General features: G+C 66.6%; 12 protein-coding genes, 2 rRNA genes and 1 pseudogene. 5 read left to right on the forward strand and 10 right to left on the reverse strand.

Going from position 1 to position 18,377, the window contains the following annotated elements; translation table 11 throughout:
* Positions 1-70 precede the first annotated feature (70 nt).
* Together OG729_RS17310 and OG729_RS17315 are read right to left on the reverse strand one after the other, a co-directional pair.
* Positions 71-3,194, reverse strand: a 23S ribosomal RNA gene (locus tag OG729_RS17310).
* A gap of 309 nt (positions 3,195-3,503) precedes the next feature.
* Positions 3,504-5,028, reverse strand: a 16S ribosomal RNA gene (locus OG729_RS17315).
* The 16S and 23S rRNA genes sit together here, the layout of an rRNA operon.
* A gap of 837 nt (positions 5,029-5,865) precedes the next feature.
* Between OG729_RS17315 and trpS the strand changes: the two genes are divergently transcribed.
* The gene (gene trpS, locus OG729_RS17320; RefSeq protein WP_405806942.1) at positions 5,866-6,861 is read left to right on the forward strand and encodes a tryptophan--tRNA ligase; all 996 of its coding nucleotides are present in this window, start codon (positions 5,866-5,868) and stop codon (positions 6,859-6,861) included.
* 56 nt (positions 6,862-6,917) lie between these two features.
* On the opposite strand, the gene proC is transcribed toward trpS, so the two are convergent.
* Positions 6,918-7,727 carry a pyrroline-5-carboxylate reductase gene (gene proC, locus OG729_RS17325; protein ID WP_360871464.1) on the reverse strand — a complete coding sequence of 270 codons (810 nt, stop codon included), beginning with the start codon at positions 7,725-7,727 and terminating at the stop codon, positions 6,918-6,920.
* Positions 7,728-7,885: 158 nt separating this feature from the next.
* Positions 7,886-8,821: a L,D-transpeptidase gene (locus OG729_RS17330; protein ID WP_405806943.1), complete on the reverse strand. Its 936-nt coding sequence runs from the start codon at positions 8,819-8,821 to the stop codon at positions 7,886-7,888.
* Positions 8,822-8,959: 138 nt separating this feature from the next.
* Here OG729_RS17330 and OG729_RS17335 point away from each other — a divergent pair, with 138 nt between their 5' ends.
* Both OG729_RS17335 and OG729_RS17340 read left to right on the forward strand, forming a co-directional pair.
* Positions 8,960-9,466 (forward strand): SigE family RNA polymerase sigma factor, encoded by a 507-nt coding sequence (locus OG729_RS17335; RefSeq protein WP_360871458.1) that lies wholly within the window; start codon positions 8,960-8,962, stop codon positions 9,464-9,466.
* Entirely contained in the window at positions 9,459-10,079 is a 621-nt protein-coding gene (locus OG729_RS17340; protein ID WP_360871455.1) for a hypothetical protein, read from the forward strand. The genes OG729_RS17335 and OG729_RS17340 overlap by 8 nt, the downstream gene beginning before the upstream one ends.
* Before the next feature lie 9 nt (positions 10,080-10,088).
* Here OG729_RS17340 and OG729_RS17345 read toward each other — a convergent pair whose 3' ends face one another.
* Both OG729_RS17345 and OG729_RS17350 read right to left on the reverse strand, forming a co-directional pair.
* On the reverse strand, positions 10,089-10,826 hold the full coding sequence (locus tag OG729_RS17345) for an ABC transporter permease (protein ID WP_360871452.1): 738 nt from the start codon (positions 10,824-10,826) through the stop codon (positions 10,089-10,091).
* Positions 10,823-11,623, reverse strand: coding sequence for an ABC transporter ATP-binding protein (locus tag OG729_RS17350; RefSeq protein ID WP_405806945.1), 801 nt, complete (start codon positions 11,621-11,623; stop codon positions 10,823-10,825). The genes OG729_RS17345 and OG729_RS17350 overlap by 4 nt, the downstream gene beginning before the upstream one ends.
* Positions 11,624-11,727: 104 nt before the next feature.
* On the opposite strand from OG729_RS17350, the gene OG729_RS17355 reads away from it, so the two are divergent.
* Positions 11,728-12,189: a hypothetical protein gene (locus OG729_RS17355; protein ID WP_360871446.1), complete on the forward strand. Its 462-nt coding sequence runs from the start codon at positions 11,728-11,730 to the stop codon at positions 12,187-12,189.
* A gap of 34 nt (positions 12,190-12,223) precedes the next feature.
* On the opposite strand, the gene OG729_RS17360 is transcribed toward OG729_RS17355, so the two are convergent.
* The 3 genes and pseudogenes from OG729_RS17360 to OG729_RS17370 form a co-directional block, all read right to left on the reverse strand.
* On the reverse strand, positions 12,224-12,988 hold the full coding sequence (locus OG729_RS17360) for a class I SAM-dependent methyltransferase (RefSeq protein ID WP_405806947.1): 765 nt from the start codon (positions 12,986-12,988) through the stop codon (positions 12,224-12,226).
* A 154-nt stretch (positions 12,989-13,142) separates the two neighbouring features.
* A pseudogene (locus OG729_RS17365) lies at positions 13,143-13,613 on the reverse strand (hypothetical protein); the annotation flags it as partial.
* A 63-nt stretch (positions 13,614-13,676) separates the two neighbouring features.
* A complete protein-coding gene (locus OG729_RS17370; protein ID WP_360871440.1) occupies positions 13,677-13,988 on the reverse strand; it encodes a peptidase in 312 nt (103 codons plus the stop codon).
* A gap of 162 nt (positions 13,989-14,150) precedes the next feature.
* On the opposite strand from OG729_RS17370, the gene OG729_RS17375 reads away from it, so the two are divergent.
* A complete protein-coding gene (locus tag OG729_RS17375; protein ID WP_405806949.1) occupies positions 14,151-16,280 on the forward strand; it encodes a protein kinase domain-containing protein in 2,130 nt (709 codons plus the stop codon).
* Between the two features lie 114 nt (positions 16,281-16,394).
* On the opposite strand, the gene ilvD is transcribed toward OG729_RS17375, so the two are convergent.
* The gene (gene ilvD, locus OG729_RS17380; protein WP_405806950.1) at positions 16,395-18,245 is read right to left on the reverse strand and encodes a dihydroxy-acid dehydratase; all 1,851 of its coding nucleotides are present in this window, start codon (positions 18,243-18,245) and stop codon (positions 16,395-16,397) included.
* Positions 18,246-18,377: the final 132 nt, after the last annotated feature.

Below are 18,377 nucleotides of genomic sequence, written 5' to 3' on the forward strand. Positions count from 1 at the left end.
AATATTGAACTCCAGCCGGCCAAAAGGCGAGTTCGTTACTTCAGAACATACACAGTGGACGCGAGCAACTGAGGACAAGCCCTCGGCCTATTAGTACCAGTCAGCTCCACCCCTTACAGGGCTTCCACATCTGGCCTATCAACCCAGTCGTCTACTGGGAGCCTTAACCCCTCAAAGGGGGTGGGAGTCCTCATCTCGAAGCAGGCTTCCCGCTTAGATGCTTTCAGCGGTTATCCTTTCCGAACGTAGCCAACCAGCCATGCCCTTGGCAGGACAACTGGCACACCAGAGGTTCGTCCGTCCCGGTCCTCTCGTACTAGGGACAGCCCTTCTCAAGACTCCTACGCGCACAGCGGATAGGGACCGAACTGTCTCACGACGTTCTAAACCCAGCTCGCGTACCGCTTTAATGGGCGAACAGCCCAACCCTTGGGACCGACTCCAGCCCCAGGATGCGACGAGCCGACATCGAGGTGCCAAACCATCCCGTCGATATGGACTCTTGGGGAAGATCAGCCTGTTATCCCCGGGGTACCTTTTATCCGTTGAGCGACGGCGCTTCCACAAGCCACCGCCGGATCACTAGTCCCGACTTTCGTCCCTGCTCGACCCGTCGGTCTCACAGTCAAGCTCCCTTGTGCACTTACACTCAACACCTGATTGCCAACCAGGCTGAGGGAACCTTTGGGCGCCTCCGTTACCCTTTGGGAGGCAACCGCCCCAGTTAAACTACCCATCAGACACTGTCCCTGATCCGGATCACGGACCCAGGTTAGACATCCAGCACGACCAGAGTGGTATTTCAACGACGACTCCACCTGAACTGGCGTCCAAGCTTCACAGTCTCCCACCTATCCTACACAAGCCGAACCGAACACCAATATCAAACTGTAGTAAAGGTCCCGGGGTCTTTCCGTCCTGCTGCGCGAAACGAGCATCTTTACTCGTAGTGCAATTTCACCGGGCCTATGGTTGAGACAGTCGAGAAGTCGTTACGCCATTCGTGCAGGTCGGAACTTACCCGACAAGGAATTTCGCTACCTTAGGATGGTTATAGTTACCACCGCCGTTTACTGGCGCTTAAGTTCTCAGCTTCGCCACACCGAAATGTGACTAACCGGTCCCCTTAACGTTCCAGCACCGGGCAGGCGTCAGTCCGTATACATCGCCTTACGGCTTCGCACGGACCTGTGTTTTTAGTAAACAGTCGCTTCTCGCTGGTCTCTGCGGCCACCCCCAGCTCACCGAGTAAATCGGATCACCAGTGATGGCCCCCCTTCTCCCGAAGTTACGGGGGCATTTTGCCGAGTTCCTTAACCATAGTTCACCCGAACGCCTCGGTATTCTCTACCTGACCACCTGAGTCGGTTTAGGGTACGGGCCGCCATGAAACTCGCTAGAGGCTTTTCTCGACAGCATAGGATCATCCACTTCACCACAATCGGCTCGGCATCAGGTCTCAGCCTCAATGTGTGACGGATTTGCCTATCACACGGCCTACACCCTTACCCCGGGACAACCACCGCCCGGGCTGGACTACCTTCCTGCGTCACCCCATCGCTTACCTACTACCACCTTGGGCCGGCGGCTCCACCACTCCCCTTCACCCGAAGGCTCCAGGGCGGCTTCACGGCCTTAGCATTAATGGGCTCGATACTGGGCGTTTCAAAGCGGGTACCGGAATATCAACCGGTTGTCCATCGACTACGCCTGTCGGCCTCGCCTTAGGTCCCGACTTACCCTGGGCAGATCAGCTTGACCCAGGAACCCTTAGTCAATCGGCGCACACGTTTCTCACGTGTGTATCGCTACTCATGCCTGCATTCTCACTCGTGAACCGTCCACAACTCGCTTCCGCGGCTGCTTCACCCGGCACACGACGCTCCCCTACCCATCCCAGCGGGCGTTGGCCCTCATGCTGGAATGACACGACTTCGGCGGTACGCTTGAGCCCCGCTACATTGTCGGCGCGGAATCACTTGACCAGTGAGCTATTACGCACTCTTTCAAGGGTGGCTGCTTCTAAGCCAACCTCCTGGTTGTCTCTGCGACTCCACATCCTTTCCCACTTAGCGTACGCTTAGGGGCCTTAGTCGATGCTCTGGGCTGTTTCCCTCTCGACCATGGAGCTTATCCCCCACAGTCTCACTGCCGCGCTCTCACTTACCGGCATTCGGAGTTTGGCTAAGGTCAGTAACCCGGTAGGGCCCATCGCCTATCCAGTGCTCTACCTCCGGCAAGAAACACACGACGCTGCACCTAAATGCATTTCGGGGAGAACCAGCTATCACGGAGTTTGATTGGCCTTTCACCCCTAACCACAGGTCATCCCCCAGGTTTTCAACCCTGGTGGGTTCGGTCCTCCACGAAGTCTTACCTCCGCTTCAACCTGCCCATGGCTAGATCACTCCGCTTCGGGTCTTGAGCGCGCTACTAAACCGCCCTGTTCGGACTCGCTTTCGCTACGGCTTCCCCACACGGGTTAACCTCGCAACACACCGCAAACTCGCAGGCTCATTCTTCAAAAGGCACGCAGTCACGACTGCTGTTCCGAAGAACAACAGCGACGCTCCCACGGCTTGTAGGCACACGGTTTCAGGTACTATTTCACTCCGCTCCCGCGGTACTTTTCACCATTCCCTCACGGTACTATCCGCTATCGGTCACCAGGGAATATTTAGGCTTAACGGGTGGTCCCGCCAGATTCACACGGGATTTCTCGGGCCCCGTGCTACTTGGGTGTCTCTCAAACGAGCCGCATAGATTTCAGCTACGGGGGTCTTACCCTCTACGCCGGACCTTTCGCATGTCCTTCGCCTATCTATACGGTTTCTGACTCGTCTCACAGCCGGCAGACTGTGAAAGAGAGATCCCACAACCCCGCATGCGCAACCCCTGCCGGGTATCACACGCATACGGTTTGGCCTCATCCGGTTTCGCTCGCCACTACTCCCGGAATCACGGTTGTTTTCTCTTCCTGAGGGTACTGAGATGTTTCACTTCCCCTCGTTCCCTCCACACTGCCTATGTGTTCAGCAGCGGGTGACAGCCCATGACGACTGCCGGGTTTCCCCATTCGGAAACCCCCGGATCAAAGCCTGGTTGACGGCTCCCCGGGGACTATCGTGGCCTCCCACGTCCTTCATCGGTTCCTGGTGCCAAGGCATCCACCGTGCGCCCTTAAAAACTTGGCCACAGATGCTCGCGTCCACTGTGCAGTTCTCAAGCAACGACCAGCCACCCACCACCCCACCCCTTACAGGGCGAGTTCACTGGGGCCGGCATCACGAAGGTGCAGACTTTCCAGTCCGTACCCTCAGATACCCAACAGCGCGCCCGGCACGACCAGTCGAAGACTCACGTTCCACGCCGAAGCAGTACTAGTGATCCCAACCAACCGTGCCGAATAGTCAACGTTCCACCCATGAGCAACCAGCACCGGACACTCGCCGGTGTACTGGCCCCTGACCAGGCCCGAAGACCCGGTAAGAAGTGCTCCTTAGAAAGGAGGTGATCCAGCCGCACCTTCCGGTACGGCTACCTTGTTACGACTTCGTCCCAATCGCCAGTCCCACCTTCGACAGCTCCCTCCCTTACGGGTTGGGCCACCGGCTTCGGGTGTTACCGACTTTCGTGACGTGACGGGCGGTGTGTACAAGGCCCGGGAACGTATTCACCGCAGCAATGCTGATCTGCGATTACTAGCAACTCCGACTTCATGGGGTCGAGTTGCAGACCCCAATCCGAACTGAGACCGGCTTTTTGAGATTCGCTCCGCCTCGCGGCATCGCAGCTCATTGTACCGGCCATTGTAGCACGTGTGCAGCCCAAGACATAAGGGGCATGATGACTTGACGTCGTCCCCACCTTCCTCCGAGTTGACCCCGGCAGTCTCCTGTGAGTCCCCATCACCCCGAAGGGCATGCTGGCAACACAGAACAAGGGTTGCGCTCGTTGCGGGACTTAACCCAACATCTCACGACACGAGCTGACGACAGCCATGCACCACCTGTATACCGACCACAAGGGGGGCACCATCTCTGATGCTTTCCGGTATATGTCAAGCCTTGGTAAGGTTCTTCGCGTTGCGTCGAATTAAGCCACATGCTCCGCTGCTTGTGCGGGCCCCCGTCAATTCCTTTGAGTTTTAGCCTTGCGGCCGTACTCCCCAGGCGGGGAACTTAATGCGTTAGCTGCGGCACCGACGACGTGGAATGTCGCCAACACCTAGTTCCCAACGTTTACGGCGTGGACTACCAGGGTATCTAATCCTGTTCGCTCCCCACGCTTTCGCTCCTCAGCGTCAGTAATGGCCCAGAGATCCGCCTTCGCCACCGGTGTTCCTCCTGATATCTGCGCATTTCACCGCTACACCAGGAATTCCGATCTCCCCTACCACACTCTAGCTAGCCCGTATCGACTGCAGACCCGGGGTTAAGCCCCGGGCTTTCACAACCGACGTGACAAGCCGCCTACGAGCTCTTTACGCCCAATAATTCCGGACAACGCTTGCGCCCTACGTATTACCGCGGCTGCTGGCACGTAGTTAGCCGGCGCTTCTTCTGCAGGTACCGTCACTTTCGCTTCTTCCCTGCTGAAAGAGGTTTACAACCCGAAGGCCGTCATCCCTCACGCGGCGTCGCTGCATCAGGCTTTCGCCCATTGTGCAATATTCCCCACTGCTGCCTCCCGTAGGAGTCTGGGCCGTGTCTCAGTCCCAGTGTGGCCGGTCGCCCTCTCAGGCCGGCTACCCGTCGTCGCCTTGGTAGGCCATCACCCCACCAACAAGCTGATAGGCCGCGGGCTCATCCTTCACCGCCGGAGCTTTCAACCCCCCGAGATGCCTCGGAAGGTGGTATCCGGTATTAGACCCCGTTTCCAGGGCTTGTCCCAGAGTGAAGGGCAGATTGCCCACGTGTTACTCACCCGTTCGCCACTAATCCACCCCGAAGGGCTTCATCGTTCGACTTGCATGTGTTAAGCACGCCGCCAGCGTTCGTCCTGAGCCAGGATCAAACTCTCCATGAATGTTTTCCCGTAATCGGGATGAACACCACAAGAGCGGAACGGCCGGTCGGAATAAGACCGGTCGTTCACAGCGTCCTCGCTGTGTCAATGCCTACCCGCCACAATGGGCCGGCAGGACTTTCAAAGGAACCTCGAACCTGCCGAAACAGGCCGGGGTATCAACATATCTGGCGTTGACTTTTGGCACGCTGTTGAGTTCTCAAGGAACGGACGCTTCCTTTGTACTCACCCTCGCGGGCTTTCCTCCGGGCGCTTCCCTTCGGTCTTGCGTTTCCGACTCTATCAGACTCTTTCGTGTCCGATTCCCCGTCGGAAGGGGCTTGCTTTCCGGCCTTTCGGCCTTCCGGCGATTCCGACTCTATCAGATCCTTTCGGGCCTGATTCCCGGTCGAACTCGGGTTGTCATTCCGGCCGTTGGGCCGTTCCGACGAGTGAGACTTTAGCGGAATCCTCGCCCCCGACGCTAATCGGGGTTGCGCTCCTTCGAACGCGGATTCCTCATTTCACAAAAGCGCACAGAAAGCTGAGCGACAGAGTGCCGCTTGCTTGTAGTGGATCTTGCGGAATGGCTGTCCGGGGACCGGCCGAAGTCGGTGCTCACGTCGGACAACTCGGAGAACACTACGGTTGCCGGTATCCGCTGTCAACCTGATGCCAGGTCACGTAGTCTCGTACGCATGACAACGCGTACGTGCTTCCTTCAGTGGTGGGCCGCCTGACGGCGGCCGGCACCTACGCATGCACTCAACGGCCGCCGCTTCGGCGGCCGTTCTCGTTTCTCTCTCGGGGAGTCCGGTCGCTGAACGCGGCGGCTCCGATCAGGAGACGGAGAGCGGGATGACGCGGATCTTCAGCGGGATCAAGCCCACGGGGCATCTGACGCTGGGCAACTACCTCGGGGCGCTTCGCCGCTGGGTCGAGGTCGACCAGCATCAGGCGGATGCGCTGTTCAGCGTGGTCGATCTGCATGCGCTGACCGTGGAGCACGATCCGGCGCGGGTGCGCAGACTCAGTCGGCAGGCCGCCACGCTGATGCTGGCGGCGGGACTGGATCCGCAGCTGTGCACCGTATTCGTACAGAGTCATGTGGACGAGCACGCGCGGCTTTCGTATCTGCTGGAGTGCACGGCGACGGACGGCGAGCTGCGCCGCATGATCCAGTACAAGGAGAAGAGCGCGCAGGCGCGGGCGGTCGGGCAGAGTGTGCGGCTGTCGCTGCTGACGTACCCGGTGCTGATGGCCGCGGACATCCTGGCCTACGGGACTGATGAGGTTCCTGTGGGGGACGACCAGACCCAGCACGTGGAGCTGACCCGGGATCTGGCGGTGCGGTTCAACCAGCGGTACGGGCACGTCTTCACCGTGCCGAAGGCGACGCATCCGCAGGTGGCGGCCCGGGTCATGGATCTGCAGGACCCGACGTCGAAGATGGGCAAGTCGCACGAGTCCGGGGCCGGGATCGTCTATCTGCTCGATGACGCGGACGTGGTGCGCAAGAAGATCATGCGGGCGGTCACGGACAGCGGGCGTGAGGTCGAGTACGACCGGGAAGGCAGGCCCGGGGTCGCGAATCTGCTCGAAGTGCTGGCGGCTTGCGAGGGTGGGAACCCGATCGACCTGGCCGGTGCATATGAGTCGTACGGGGCCTTGAAGAGGGATACGGCCGAGGCGGTGGTGGAGCTGCTGCGGCCGGTCAGGGAGCGGCACGCCGAGCTGGCGGCGGATCAGGACCATGTCGATGAGGTGCTGAGGAAGGGGGCCGAGCGGGCCAGAGGGATGGCCAGGCCGACGGTGGATGCCGCCTATCGGGCGATCGGGCTGCTGCCCGGGTAACGACGGAGGACGGCTCGCCCCACCGCTGTGGCGCCTCGGCGGTGGAGCGGCGGGTGTCAGCTGTTGCCGGAGGCGAGTTCGCGGCTGCGGTCGCGGGCCGCTTCGAGGGCGGCGATCAAGGCGGCGCGTACACCGTGGTTCTCGAGTTCGCGGATGGCGCTGATGGTGGTGCCGGCGGGGGAGGTGACGGCCTCACGGAGCTTTACGGGGTGTTCGCCGCTGTCGCGGAGCATGACGGCAGCACCGATGGCGGCCTGAACGATGAGGTCGTGGGCCTGGGCGCGCGGCAGACCGAGGAGGATGCCCGCGTCGGTCATGGCCTCGACGAGGAAGTAGAAGTACGCCGGACCGGAGCCGGACAGGGCGGTGGCCGCGTCCTGCTGGGACTCGGGGACGCGGAGGGTCTTGCCGACGCCGCCGAAGATCTCTTCGGCGTGGGCGAGGTGGTCGGCGGTCGCATGGCTGCCGGCCGAGATCACGGACATGCCCTCGTCGACGAGTACGGGGGTGTTGGGCATGACACGGACGACGGGGGTGCCCGCGGCGAGGCGCTCTTCGATGAAGGAGGTGGGGATACCGGCCGCGGCACTGATGACGAGGCGGTCAGCGGCGATGTGCGGGGCGAGCTCGTCGAGGAGCTTGCCCATGTCCTGGGGCTTGACGGCCAGGATGAGGGTGTCGGCCCGCTTGGCGGCCTCGGCGTTGGTGACGGGCTCGACGCCGTAGCGGGTGCGGAGTTCGTCGGCGCGATCGGTGCGACGGGTGGTGACCAGCAGGTCGGCGGGGCGCCAGCCGGCGCGGATCATGCCGCTGAGAAGGGCCTCGCCGATCTTGCCCGTACCGAGGACTGCGACTGTCTGGGTCATGGCTCTGTTCACCTCGCCGGTGGGGATACGTGTCGTCATCCTCGCACCGGGGGCGTGGCGGTGCCGGGGCGTCCGCGTGGCGGTACGGGTGAGTGCCCGCCCGCACCGTGGACGCCGTGACCGGCTCCGCCACGATCCGTCGCGCCCTCCTCGCGGGTCTAGAGGGCGCTGCGGGAGCGCCATTCGGACCAGGAGAGGTTCCAGTCGCCGTAGCCGTTGCCGGGGGCGACCTGGTCCTTGGAGTTGATCACGCGGATGACGTCGCCCGGGATGATCTGCTCGTAGAAGCGGCGGGCCGTGCCGTCGGAGGCGAGGCCGATGCAGCCGTGGGTGACGTTGTCGCGGCCGGCGTAGGTGTTGGCCCTGTCGTTCTCGTGGAGGTAGGTGCCGGAGGTGGTGAGGTGGACCGCGTAGCTGTACCAGCCCTGGTAGGCGTCGGCGATGTTGACGGTGCGGGAGTCCATATAGACGCGGCGCTGCTTGTCGGAGACCACCATCGTGCCGTTCCAGGTGTCGAGGCCGGGGCGGCCCGCGGTGATCGGAATGGCCTGCGTGGCCGCGCCGTCCTTGACCACGGTCATTTTGTGGGTGCGCACGTCGACCGTCGCGACGAGGGAGCGGGCGACGGTGAATGAGCGGGCGATGGAGGGGCCGGCCGTCACGCTGACCTTGGTGCCCGGCTTCCAGTAGGTGCGGGGGCGGAAGTCGACGCGCTGGCCGTCGTGGCGGTTGCGGTCCTTGATCCAGGCCCAGGCGCCGGTCACGCCGGGGTCGGCGGTGACTTCCAGCCGGCGTTCCACGTCGGCGCGCTCGGAGGTGGGTATCGGGCGCTTGAAGGTCACGGAGATCGGCATGCCGACGCCGACGTGCCCGCCGTCGGTGATGTTGATGGAGGCGTCGGCCAGGTGACCGAGGGTGGCGGCTGAGGGCGGGGTGGTCGTGGGCCGGGGTGTTGCGGGAGCGGAGGCCGGACTGCCGGCGCCCGGTGGCTTGGGCGCTGCGGCGGCGTCGGATGTCAGGCCCGCGTCCGAGCAGCCGGTGAGCGACAGTGCGCAGATCAGGCCGAGTGCGGCCGCGCCGATGTGTCCTCGCATGGATTCCTCCCCCTGGGTCAGCTGATGTTCAGCTGTGCTGGTTCGGCTTCTGTACGCATGGGAGGAGGGGGAGGGTTGCAGCGGTGACGAAGAGAAATTCCGGGGAACCGACGGGGCGTGGGCGCTGTCCTACCGCTCGTGACGGAGGAGGAGTTCGATGCCTTCTACGCGACCTCGTTCCCGCGGCTGGTGGGGCAGTTGTACGCGTTGACGGGTGATCACGGCGAGGCTCAGGACGTGGTTCAGGAGGCGTTCGTACGGGCCTGGGACCGCCGTGCCTCCTTCCTGGCGGAGGCGGCTCCGGAGGCGTGGATCCGTACGGTCGCGATGCGGCTCGCGGTGAGCCGCTGGCGGCGGGCGAAGCGTTGGCTGGAGCTCGTACGGCACCATCCGCCGGCGGACCGTACGCCGGGGCCGGGGCCTGAGCACACGATGCTCGTCGAGGCGCTTCGGCAGCTGCCGGAAGCGCAGCGGAGGGCCGTCGTGCTGCACCATCTGTGCGACCTGAGCATTGAGCAGATCGCCGCGGAGACGGGTTCCCCCGCCGGTACGGTCAAGGCACGGCTGTCGCGTGGGCGGGCCGCGCTCGCGAAGTTGTTGTCCCCCGGGGAGTCCGCCGACGAGAGGGAGGACAGCCATGTCTGAGGCCGGTCGGGAACGGGACGAACTCGACTCGGCGCTGCGGGTGCTGGCTGCGGACGCGGCGGTGGCGCCGTCCCTGTCGGGCGATCAGATCCGGCGCCGCGGCCGGGCGCGGGGGCGACGACGACGGGTGGCCGGAGCGACGGCTGGGGCGGTGGCGTTGATCGCGGGGGTCGCGTTCGGGGTTCCGCAGGTGATGGGAGCGCGTGGGGCCGACCAGCCGCCTGCCGCGTCGACGCCGAGCCCTTCCGTGCCGACGCCGTCGGCGTTGCCGGTTGCCAGCCTCGATACGGCGAACATGGTGTTGACGGTCAGGGGGCGCGGCGGGCGGGCGCGCTCGATCAACGTGTGGATGAAGGACACGTCCCTGATCCGACTCACCGTCGCGGCGAAGGACCCCACCCGCAGGCTCCCCGCCGATGAGTTCCCGGGGGGCAAGTACGACTTCGAGGCGAAGTGGGTGGTGGAGCTGACCAGGGCGGGCGGCTCCCCCGTGTACATCGCCCAGACGGGCAAGGACGCGAACTACTCCTCGCACGTCATCTCCGTGGGTTCCGCGGACGCCAAGTGGGTCTACGACCAGCTCCGGGCCGGAGACACGATCGTCCCGAACTAGGGCCTGGACTCAGGCGGTGCGGCGGCGCAGGGTTGCCGCTCCGAGGGTCAGTACGAGGATCGCGCAGGCCGTCACGATCAGGACGTCGCGGGTGAAGTCGGCGGTGGCGTCCGCGTGGCGCAGGACCTGGGTCATGGCGTCGACGGCGTACGACATGGGCAGGACGTTCGAGATCGCCTCCAGGACGGGCTGCATCTGCTCGCGCGCGGTGAACAGACCGCAGAGCAGCAGCTGCGGGAAGATCACGGCCGGCATGAACTGGACCGCCTGGAACTCGGAGGCGGCGAAGGCCGAGACGAAGAGGCCGAGTGCCGTGCCGAGCAGGGCGTCGAGGAGTGCGACGAGCAGCAGCAGCCAGGGCGAGCCGATGACGTCGAGGCCCAGGGCCCAGAGCGCGAGGCCGGTGGCGAGGAGGGACTGGACGACGGCGACGAGTCCGAAGGCCAGGGCGTAGCCGGCGATGAGATCGCCCTTGCCGAGGGGCATGGCGAGGAGGCGTTCCAGGGTGCCTGAGGTGCGTTCGCGCAGGGTGGCGATGGACGCCACCAGGAACATCGTGATCAGCGGGAAGATGCCGAGCAGCGAGGCACCGATGGAGTCGAAGGTCCGGGGGCTGCCGTCGAACACGTATCGCAGCAGGAAGAGCATCACGCACGGCACGAGGACCATCAGGGCGATGGAGCGCGGGTCGTGGCGCAGCTGGCGCAGGACGCGGGCGGCGGTGGCGAGGGTGCGTGAGGTGCTCATCGGGCGTTCTCCTGAAGGGGCTTGGGCGCGGCGGCGACCGTCGTGTGCCGGGCGTTGGCCTCGTCGACCAGGTGGAGGAAGGCGGCCTCGACCGTTTCCGAGCGGGTGCGGAAGCGCAGATCGTCCGGGCTGTCCTCGGCGAGGATCTCGCCCTCCCGCATCAGCAGCAGGCGGTGGCAGCGTTCGGCCTCGTCCATGACGTGCGAGGAGACGAGGATCGTCGTGCCGCGCTCGTCGGCGATGCGGTGGAAGAGATCCCACAGGTCGCGGCGCAGGACGGGGTCGAGGCCGACGGTCGGTTCGTCGAGTACGAGCAGTTCGGGTGTGCCGAGCAGGGCGACGGCGAGAGAGACGCGGCTGCGCTGCCCTCCGGAGAGGCGGCCGGCGAGGTCGTCGGCGTGCGGGGCGAGGTCGACGTCGGTGATGGCGCGGGTGACGTGTTCGCGGCGGGCTTCGCGGTGGTTGCGGCCGGGCAGCAGGACGGCGGCGAAGTAGTCGAGGTTCTGGCGGACCGTCAGGTCGTCGTAGACGGACGGGGCCTGGGTGACGTAGCCGATACGGGAGCGGAGTGCGCGGTCGCCCGCCGGTTTGCCGAGGATCTCGAGGGTTCCGGTGACCTGGGCCTGTGTGCCGACGATCGCGCGCATCAGGGTGGACTTGCCGCAGCCGGAGGGGCCGAGGAGGCCGGTGATACGGCCGGGCGGGACGGTGAAGTCGATGCCGCGGATGACGGTGCGGTCTCCTCGTACGACGGTGAGGCCGCGGGCCAGGACGGCAATCCCAGAAGAATTCATCATGTGATGAATAGTGCGACCGGGGGCGGCGCGGCGTCAAGAGATGGGGGGCGGATCAGGGGCATCCCCCATGGCGTACCGGGGGAAGGGCGGCGGACTGTGGACATATGAGTCACAACAGTGAGATCTCGAAGGCCGAGCGGCGGCGGCTCGCCGTCGCGTCGGCGACACTCGGACCCTGGCGCGCCGCGGCGGCAGTCGGTGGTCTTGGCGGAGGTGTCGCGCTCGCACTGGGGACGATCGGCGACGGCATCGGACTCGGCGTGCTCGCGGGGGCGCTGTCGGTCGCGCTGATGCTGTTCTTCATGGTCGGCGGGGCGGGCGCGGTGCTCGGCGACAGGCCGGGCGCGGGAAGCGGCGACGACCGCCGGATACGGCGCTGGGCCGCGGCCCACCCATGGCGGGTCGCGGCGGTGCCGGGCGCGCTGATGGTGGCGGCGGATGTGGTGGTGCGCCAGGCGCTCACGACGCAGGGGATCTTCGGCAGCGTGTGGGACGGGCTGTGGCGGGGCGCGATGGTGGTTGCCGTGGTGGGGCTGGTGGGACGGTTCTCCCGCGGGCGGGGGTGACGGCGGCGCCCGGTCTCCTCTCCCGCCCTGTGCCCTAAAACGTGGAGGTGCCGGGCGCGCGGACGGTGACAGTCAGCTCCACGGCGTACGCCTCCTCGACAACGCCGTCCGGGAAGAGAGCAAGCAGTTCGGCCCGCTCCTGAGCCAGGAAGCTGGCCGTGGCCTCCTCACCGAGCACCAGGAAGATCGAGTGGCTGCCGAGGTTGGCGAGGTGGGTGTCGAGCGGGACCCGCCGGGTCCAGTTCACCCGGCGTTCGACGGACTCCAGCCCGTCCGGCAGCCGCCGGGCGCGACCCCCGGCGCCGTGCGCCCCGTACGTCAGCTCGCGGCGGAGGCGTTCGTCCTGCGCGGCGATCCATGGCACAGCGGGGTCCGAGACGTTCCACCACAGGGCGAGCGCACCGCCCGGCCGCAGCACCCGCAGTGCCTCCGGGACGGAGCGCGCCGGGTCGGTCCAGTGCCAGGACTGGGCGTATGTGACGAGGTCGGCGCAGCCGTCGGCCAGCGGCAGTGCGTCACCGAGGCCCCGCACCAGCGGTATGTCCGGCAGGGTGCTGCGCAGTTGGGCAGCCATTTTGACGCCCGGCTCCACGGCGGTGACCTGCGCGCCGCGCTCGCGGAGCAGGCGGGTCGCTATGCCGGTGCCCGCGCCGACATCTATGACGCGCGAGCCGCTGAGCGCGCGGCCGGTCAGCTCCTCGACGGCGTCGAAGAGGGCGGGCGGGTAGCCGGGACGTGCTGCGTCGTACTGGGCGGCGACCGCGTCGAAGGAAAGCGCGCGCAGTGCATGATCCGTCATGCGCACCATCCTCACCGGAATGCCGCTACTTACGCCGGGACTTGCCGCTCTTTGCCCGGCCACCGTTCGACCCACCGGCCTTCGACCCACCACCGTTGGACCCACCACCGTTGGACGCACCGCCCTTCGGCCCACCGCTCTTCGGCCCACCGCTCTTCGCCTTGCGGGCCGCGGGGTTGCCGGTGCGCGCGCCGCGGCGCTTCTCGTACTGCGCGCGGGCCGTCTCGTACTCCGCACGGTGCAGCTTCTCGCCCGGCGCCTCGGTCAGCGAGCGGAAGAAGTACGCGAGGAGCAGGCCGACGAAGCCGATCAACTTGAGGCTGCGCAGCGAGTCATCGCCGACCGGGCCGGTGCCGCGGCGGGTGAAGCCCTCCCAGGTCTTACGGAAGGCGACAGCGCTGCAGATCGCGAACATGACCACGACCAGCGTGTTGACGAAGCCGCCGACGTCCGCCACCGCCAGGCCCTGGTAGGCGAAGCGCAGTACGAGGCAGCCCGCGACGGCGGCCGCGAGCGAGCCGACGGCAGCACCGGCGCGGCGCAGCCCGTAGCCCCCGTCACGGCCGACCCAGGTCGTGCCGAAGAAACGGATCGGCTCGGGCTGCGGGCCGCCGCCGGCGTGCATCTCGCTCTGCTCACTCTGCTCGCTCACAAGGTCGATTATCCCCGGGGCGAGACCGCCGCCCCCTCAGGAGCAGCGGATGGTCACATAGCCATCGCTTCCGGTGTTCACATACGCGTCCGCAACGAACTGCCCGTTGGCGATGTTGTCCCAGATGTTGGAGGTGCCGTACGGGCCGCTGACCCACTCCCCCGGCTTCTGGCAGTTGATCGGCACCCGGGCGCCGATCGGGAGCACCTTGATCAGCCGGTAGTTGGTGCCGGGACCGCTGCGCACGTTCAGCGCCACACCCGGTGCGACCGGATAGCGCTTGGCCGTGGTCTCCTCGTAGGTCTCGCCAAAGCTCTCGGACTCGCTCTGCACTTCTTCAACAGCCATGGAACTTCTCCCCCGCCACTGTGACTTGTTTCCGTTACGGTGTCTTGATCCGTACGGTCTCTTCCGTACGCCGCGCAGGCTAGCAAGCCACACCTGCATCGCACGCATCATCGACTAGGCTCCGTGCGTCGCGCGTGCGCACGAACAACACGGGGGTGGAAGATGCCACCGCTGCGCAGCACCGGGCGGTTCCCGGAAGCGGAGCATCCGGAATATGCCGGGCAGTACCGCCTTGAGTCATGCCTGGGCACAGGCGGAATGGGTGTCGTCCATCTGGCCAGCTCCGCATCGGAGTTGCGCCTCGCGGTCAAGGTCATCCATGCCGAGCATGCCTCGGATCCCGAGTTCAGAGCCCGTTTCCGGCAGGAGGTCGCGGCCGCCCGCAGGGTCAGCGGCGCCTTCACCGCGCCCGTCGTCGATGCCGACCCGGAGGCCGAACGGCCCTGGATGGCCACGCTGTTCATCGAGGGCCCGACGCTCGCCGAGCGCGTGAAGCGGAATGGGCCGTTGAGCGCGGACGAGCTGCGCAAGGCGGGCGCGGGACTGGCCGAGGCGCTGCGCGACATCCACCGCGCCGGCGTGGTGCACCGCGATCTCAAGCCCAGCAATGTGCTTCTCGCGCCCGACGGGCCCAAGGTCATCGACTTCGGCATCTCCCGTCCCGCGGACAGCGATCTGCGTACGGAGACGGGCAAGCTGATCGGTACGCCGCCGTTCATGGCACCCGAGCAGTTCCAGCGCCCGCGCGAAGTCGGGCCTGCCGCCGACGTGTTCGCCATGGGCGCCGTGCTGGTGCACGCGGCGACCGGGCGCGGCCCCTTCGACTCGGACAGCCCGTACATAGTGGCCTACCAAGTGGTGCACAACGAACCGGACTTGGCGGGGGTACCGAAGGATCTTGTGCCGCTGTTCCGGCGCTGCCTGGCGAAGGATCCGGCGGAAAGGCCGACGCCGTACGAGCTGATGATCGCGCTGCGCAGCTCCTCGCCCTCGTCCTCGTGCGACACCCAGGCATACATACCGGCGCAGCGGCCCCCGGACCCCCGCGAGAACGCGCTCCGCCGGCTCACCGCACGCCCCCGGCTCCGGCTGAGCCGCAAGCTGCGGTGGGTGGCGGCAGGCGCGGCGCTCGTCGTGCTGGTCACGGCCGGGATCGTCGTCGTACGAGCCGTGGTGGACGGCGACACCACGGGCTCCGCACCCGGCGCGCCCCGCGCCGCGCACGGCTTCAGCCCCTGGAGCGTGTCCCTGCGCGACGGGGACGGGGAGAACAGGACACCGGTCTGCGCGGCGGGAGGCTCCGGGCTCTACTGCGCGGCCCCGGGGATCAAGGCGGCCCGGCTGAACCCGGACAACGGCAAGACCCTCTGGTCCACGCCGGCGGGCACCACCACGACGCAGACCGACGAAGGCATGACTCCGGTGCTCGCCGGAGGACTGCTGCACGTGGTCGCGCCCGGCGGACACCGTCTCGAAGCGCTCGACCCGGAATCGGGCACGGTGCGCTGGGACCTCGACATCTCCCCGTACTCCTCGGTCCGGCACGCCGGCTCCATGGTGCTGCTGGTGACCGAGAGCGGTCGGGTACGGGCCGTCGACGCGGCGACGGGCAAGGAACGCTGGACCCGGCAGCGGGGCGGACGCGGCGCCCAGTGGGTCTCGTCCCCGGGCGCCGAAGGGCCGGCACTCGCCGCAACGCCTTCGCCGGACGGTACGTCGACGCTGGTCAGCGCGGTCGATCCGGCGAACGGCGAGCTGCTGTGGCAGAAGCGGGTGAAGGGGGCGCTGAGTCCGGTACAGCGAGTGGGCGGTGCGCTGTATCTGCTCGCCGCCAACAGCGACGGCTTCACGGACGCCGTCGTACGGCTCGACACCACGGGCCGCGCGCGTACCGTCCGCCGTGTCGCACTGCCCACACCCCTCGACCAGGCGCAGGCGACGGTGGCCGGGAACACCGTCTATCTCAGCGGATCGGGCGGCGCGCTGCTCGCCCTCGACACCGGCGGGTCCAAACCCGCGCAGCTGTGGCGACTCGAGACCTCGGTGACCCACCTCTCGCGCCCGGCCGCCGATGCGCACGCGGTGTACGTGACGGCCGGGGACGGGCGGCTGCTGGCGGTGGACGCGTTGCGCGGTGTTCTGGTCGGCCAGACGAAACCGCGTATGGACGACGGGCGTTACACGTTCGCGTCCATGCTGCCCACGCCTCTCGCGACGGGGGGCGAGGTGTACGGGACGGCGCCGGACGGGTCGGTGTTCGCGCTCAACGCGGAGGATCCGGCGCGGTGGTGAGCGGCGGGGAGACTTTTCCCCGCCGCGCCCCTTCCCATGGCCGGGGCTCCGCCCCGGACCCCGTATGCGGCCTTCGGCCGCATGTCCTCAATCGCCGGACGGGCTGGAAAACGGTCAGCCGAGCTGGGACACGTCCCGCACCGCGCCCTTGTCCGCGCTCGTCGCCATCGCGGCGTACGCCCGCAGCGCCGCCGAGACCTTCCGTTCGCGGTTCTTCGGCGCGTAGACGCCACCCAGCGCCTCACGCCGGGCAGCCAAGTCCTCCTCGGACACCAGCAGTTCGATCGTGCGGTTCGGGATGTCGATATGGATGCGGTCGCCGTCCTCGACCAGCGCGATGGTGCCGCCCGAGGCCGCCTCCGGCGAGGCGTGGCCGATCGACAGGCCCGAGGTGCCGCCGGAGAAGCGGCCGTCCGTGACCAGCGCGCAGGCCTTGCCGAGCCCTCGGCCCTTCAGGAAGGACGTCGGGTACAGCATCTCCTGCATGCCGGGGCCGCCCTTGGGGCCCTCGTAGCGGATGACGACGACGTCGCCCTCCTTGATCTGCTTGCGCAGGATCTTGTCGACGGCCTCGTCCTGCGACTCGCAGACGACGGCCGGGCCCTCGAAGGTCCAGATCGACTCGTCGACGCCGGCGGTCTTCACCACACAGCCGTCCACGGCGAGATTGCCCTTGAGGACGGCGAGGCCGCCGTCCTTGGAGTACGCGTGCGCCGCGTCGCGGATGCAGCCGCCAGCGGCGTCGGTGTCCAGCGACTCCCAGCGCTCGGACTGCGAGAAGGCGGTTGCGGAGCGGACACAGCCGGGGGCCGCGTGCCACAGCTCGACGGCCTCGTCCGAGGGCGAGCCGCCGCGCACGTCCCACGCCTCCAGCCATTCCTTGATGCCCGGCGAGTGGACCGTGTGGACGTCCTCGTTGAGGAGTCCGGCGCGGTAGAGCTCGCCGAGGATGGCGGGGATGCCGCCCGCCCGGTGCACGTCCTCCATGTAGTACGTGCCGCCCGGGGCGACGTTCGGCGCGACCTTGGCCAGGCACGGCACCCGGCGCGAGACCGCGTCGATGTCCTTGAGGTCGTAGTCGAGCCCGGCCTCCTGGGCGGCGGCCAGCAGGTGCAGGATCGTGTTGGTCGAGCCGCCCATGGCGATGTCGAGGGCCATGGCGTTGTCGAAGGCCGCGCGGGTGGCGATATTGCGCGGCAGGACGGAATCGTCGTCCTGCTCGTAGTAGCGCCGGGTGATGTCGACGACCGTGCGGGCGGCGTTCTCGTACAGCGCCTTGCGCGCGGTGTGGGTGGCGAGGACGGAACCGTTGCCCGGCAGCGAGAGGCCGATCGCCTCGGTCAGGCAGTTCATGGAGTTCGCCGTGAACATGCCGGAACAGGAACCGCAGGTCGGGCAGGCGTTCTCCTCGATACGCAGCACGTCCTCGTCCGAGACGTTCTCGTTGACCGCGTCCACGATGGCGTTGATCAGGTCGAGCTTGCGGACCGTACCGTCGACGAGCGTGGCCTGACCGGCCTCCATGGGGCCGCCGGAGACGAACACGACCGGGATGTTGAGGCGCAGCGCGGCCATCAGCATGCCCGGAGTGATCTTGTCGCAGTTGGAGATGCAGATCAGCGCGTCCGCGCAGTGCGCCTCGACCATGTACTCGACGGAGTCTGCGATCAGGTCGCGGGAGGGCAGGCTGTAGAGCATGCCGGCGTGGCCCATCGCGATGCCGTCGTCGACGGCGATCGTGTTGAACTCACGGGGCACGGCGCCCGCCGCCAGGATCGCGTCGGACACGATCCGGCCGACCGGGGCGAGGTGGGTGTGCCCGGGCACGAACTCCGTGAAGGAGTTGGCGACGGCGATGATCGGCTTGCCGATATCCGCACTGGCTACGCCCGACGCCCGCATAAGGGCGCGGGCGCCCGCCATATTGCGGCCGTGGGTGACAGTGCGGGACCTCAGCTCGGGCATCGTCGCTCGCTCCTTCAGACGGATAGGACTCATTCGAGCGTACGCCGAGGCTCCAAGATCTGGACACCCTGTCCGTTATACGGGACGCCCGGCTCACGCTTCGGTCATTCGCGCTTGGGCTCTCACGCGTGG

The sequence above is a fragment of the Streptomyces sp. NBC_00210 genome (assembly GCF_045160975.1).
Lineage (GTDB): Bacteria > Actinomycetota > Actinomycetes > Streptomycetales > Streptomycetaceae > Streptomyces.

Coding starts and splice junctions, on each gene's coding strand:
- trpS (WP_405806942.1), top strand. CDS start 5,866: ATGACGCGGATCTTCAGCGGGATCAAGCCCACGGGGCATCTGACGCTG.
- proC (WP_360871464.1), bottom strand. CDS start 7,727: ATGACCCAGACAGTCGCAGTCCTCGGTACGGGCAAGATCGGCGAGGCC.
- OG729_RS17330 (WP_405806943.1), bottom strand. CDS start 8,821: ATGCGAGGACACATCGGCGCGGCCGCACTCGGCCTGATCTGCGCACTG.
- OG729_RS17340 (WP_360871455.1), top strand. CDS start 9,459: ATGTCTGAGGCCGGTCGGGAACGGGACGAACTCGACTCGGCGCTGCGG.
- OG729_RS17345 (WP_360871452.1), bottom strand. CDS start 10,826: ATGAGCACCTCACGCACCCTCGCCACCGCCGCCCGCGTCCTGCGCCAG.
- OG729_RS17350 (WP_405806945.1), bottom strand. CDS start 11,623: ATGATGAATTCTTCTGGGATTGCCGTCCTGGCCCGCGGCCTCACCGTC.
- OG729_RS17355 (WP_360871446.1), top strand. CDS start 11,728: ATGAGTCACAACAGTGAGATCTCGAAGGCCGAGCGGCGGCGGCTCGCC.
- OG729_RS17360 (WP_405806947.1), bottom strand. CDS start 12,988: ATGACGGATCATGCACTGCGCGCGCTTTCCTTCGACGCGGTCGCCGCC.
- OG729_RS17370 (WP_360871440.1), bottom strand. CDS start 13,988: ATGGCTGTTGAAGAAGTGCAGAGCGAGTCCGAGAGCTTTGGCGAGACC.
- OG729_RS17375 (WP_405806949.1), top strand. CDS start 14,151: ATGCCACCGCTGCGCAGCACCGGGCGGTTCCCGGAAGCGGAGCATCCG.
- ilvD (WP_405806950.1), bottom strand. CDS start 18,245: ATGCCCGAGCTGAGGTCCCGCACTGTCACCCACGGCCGCAATATGGCG.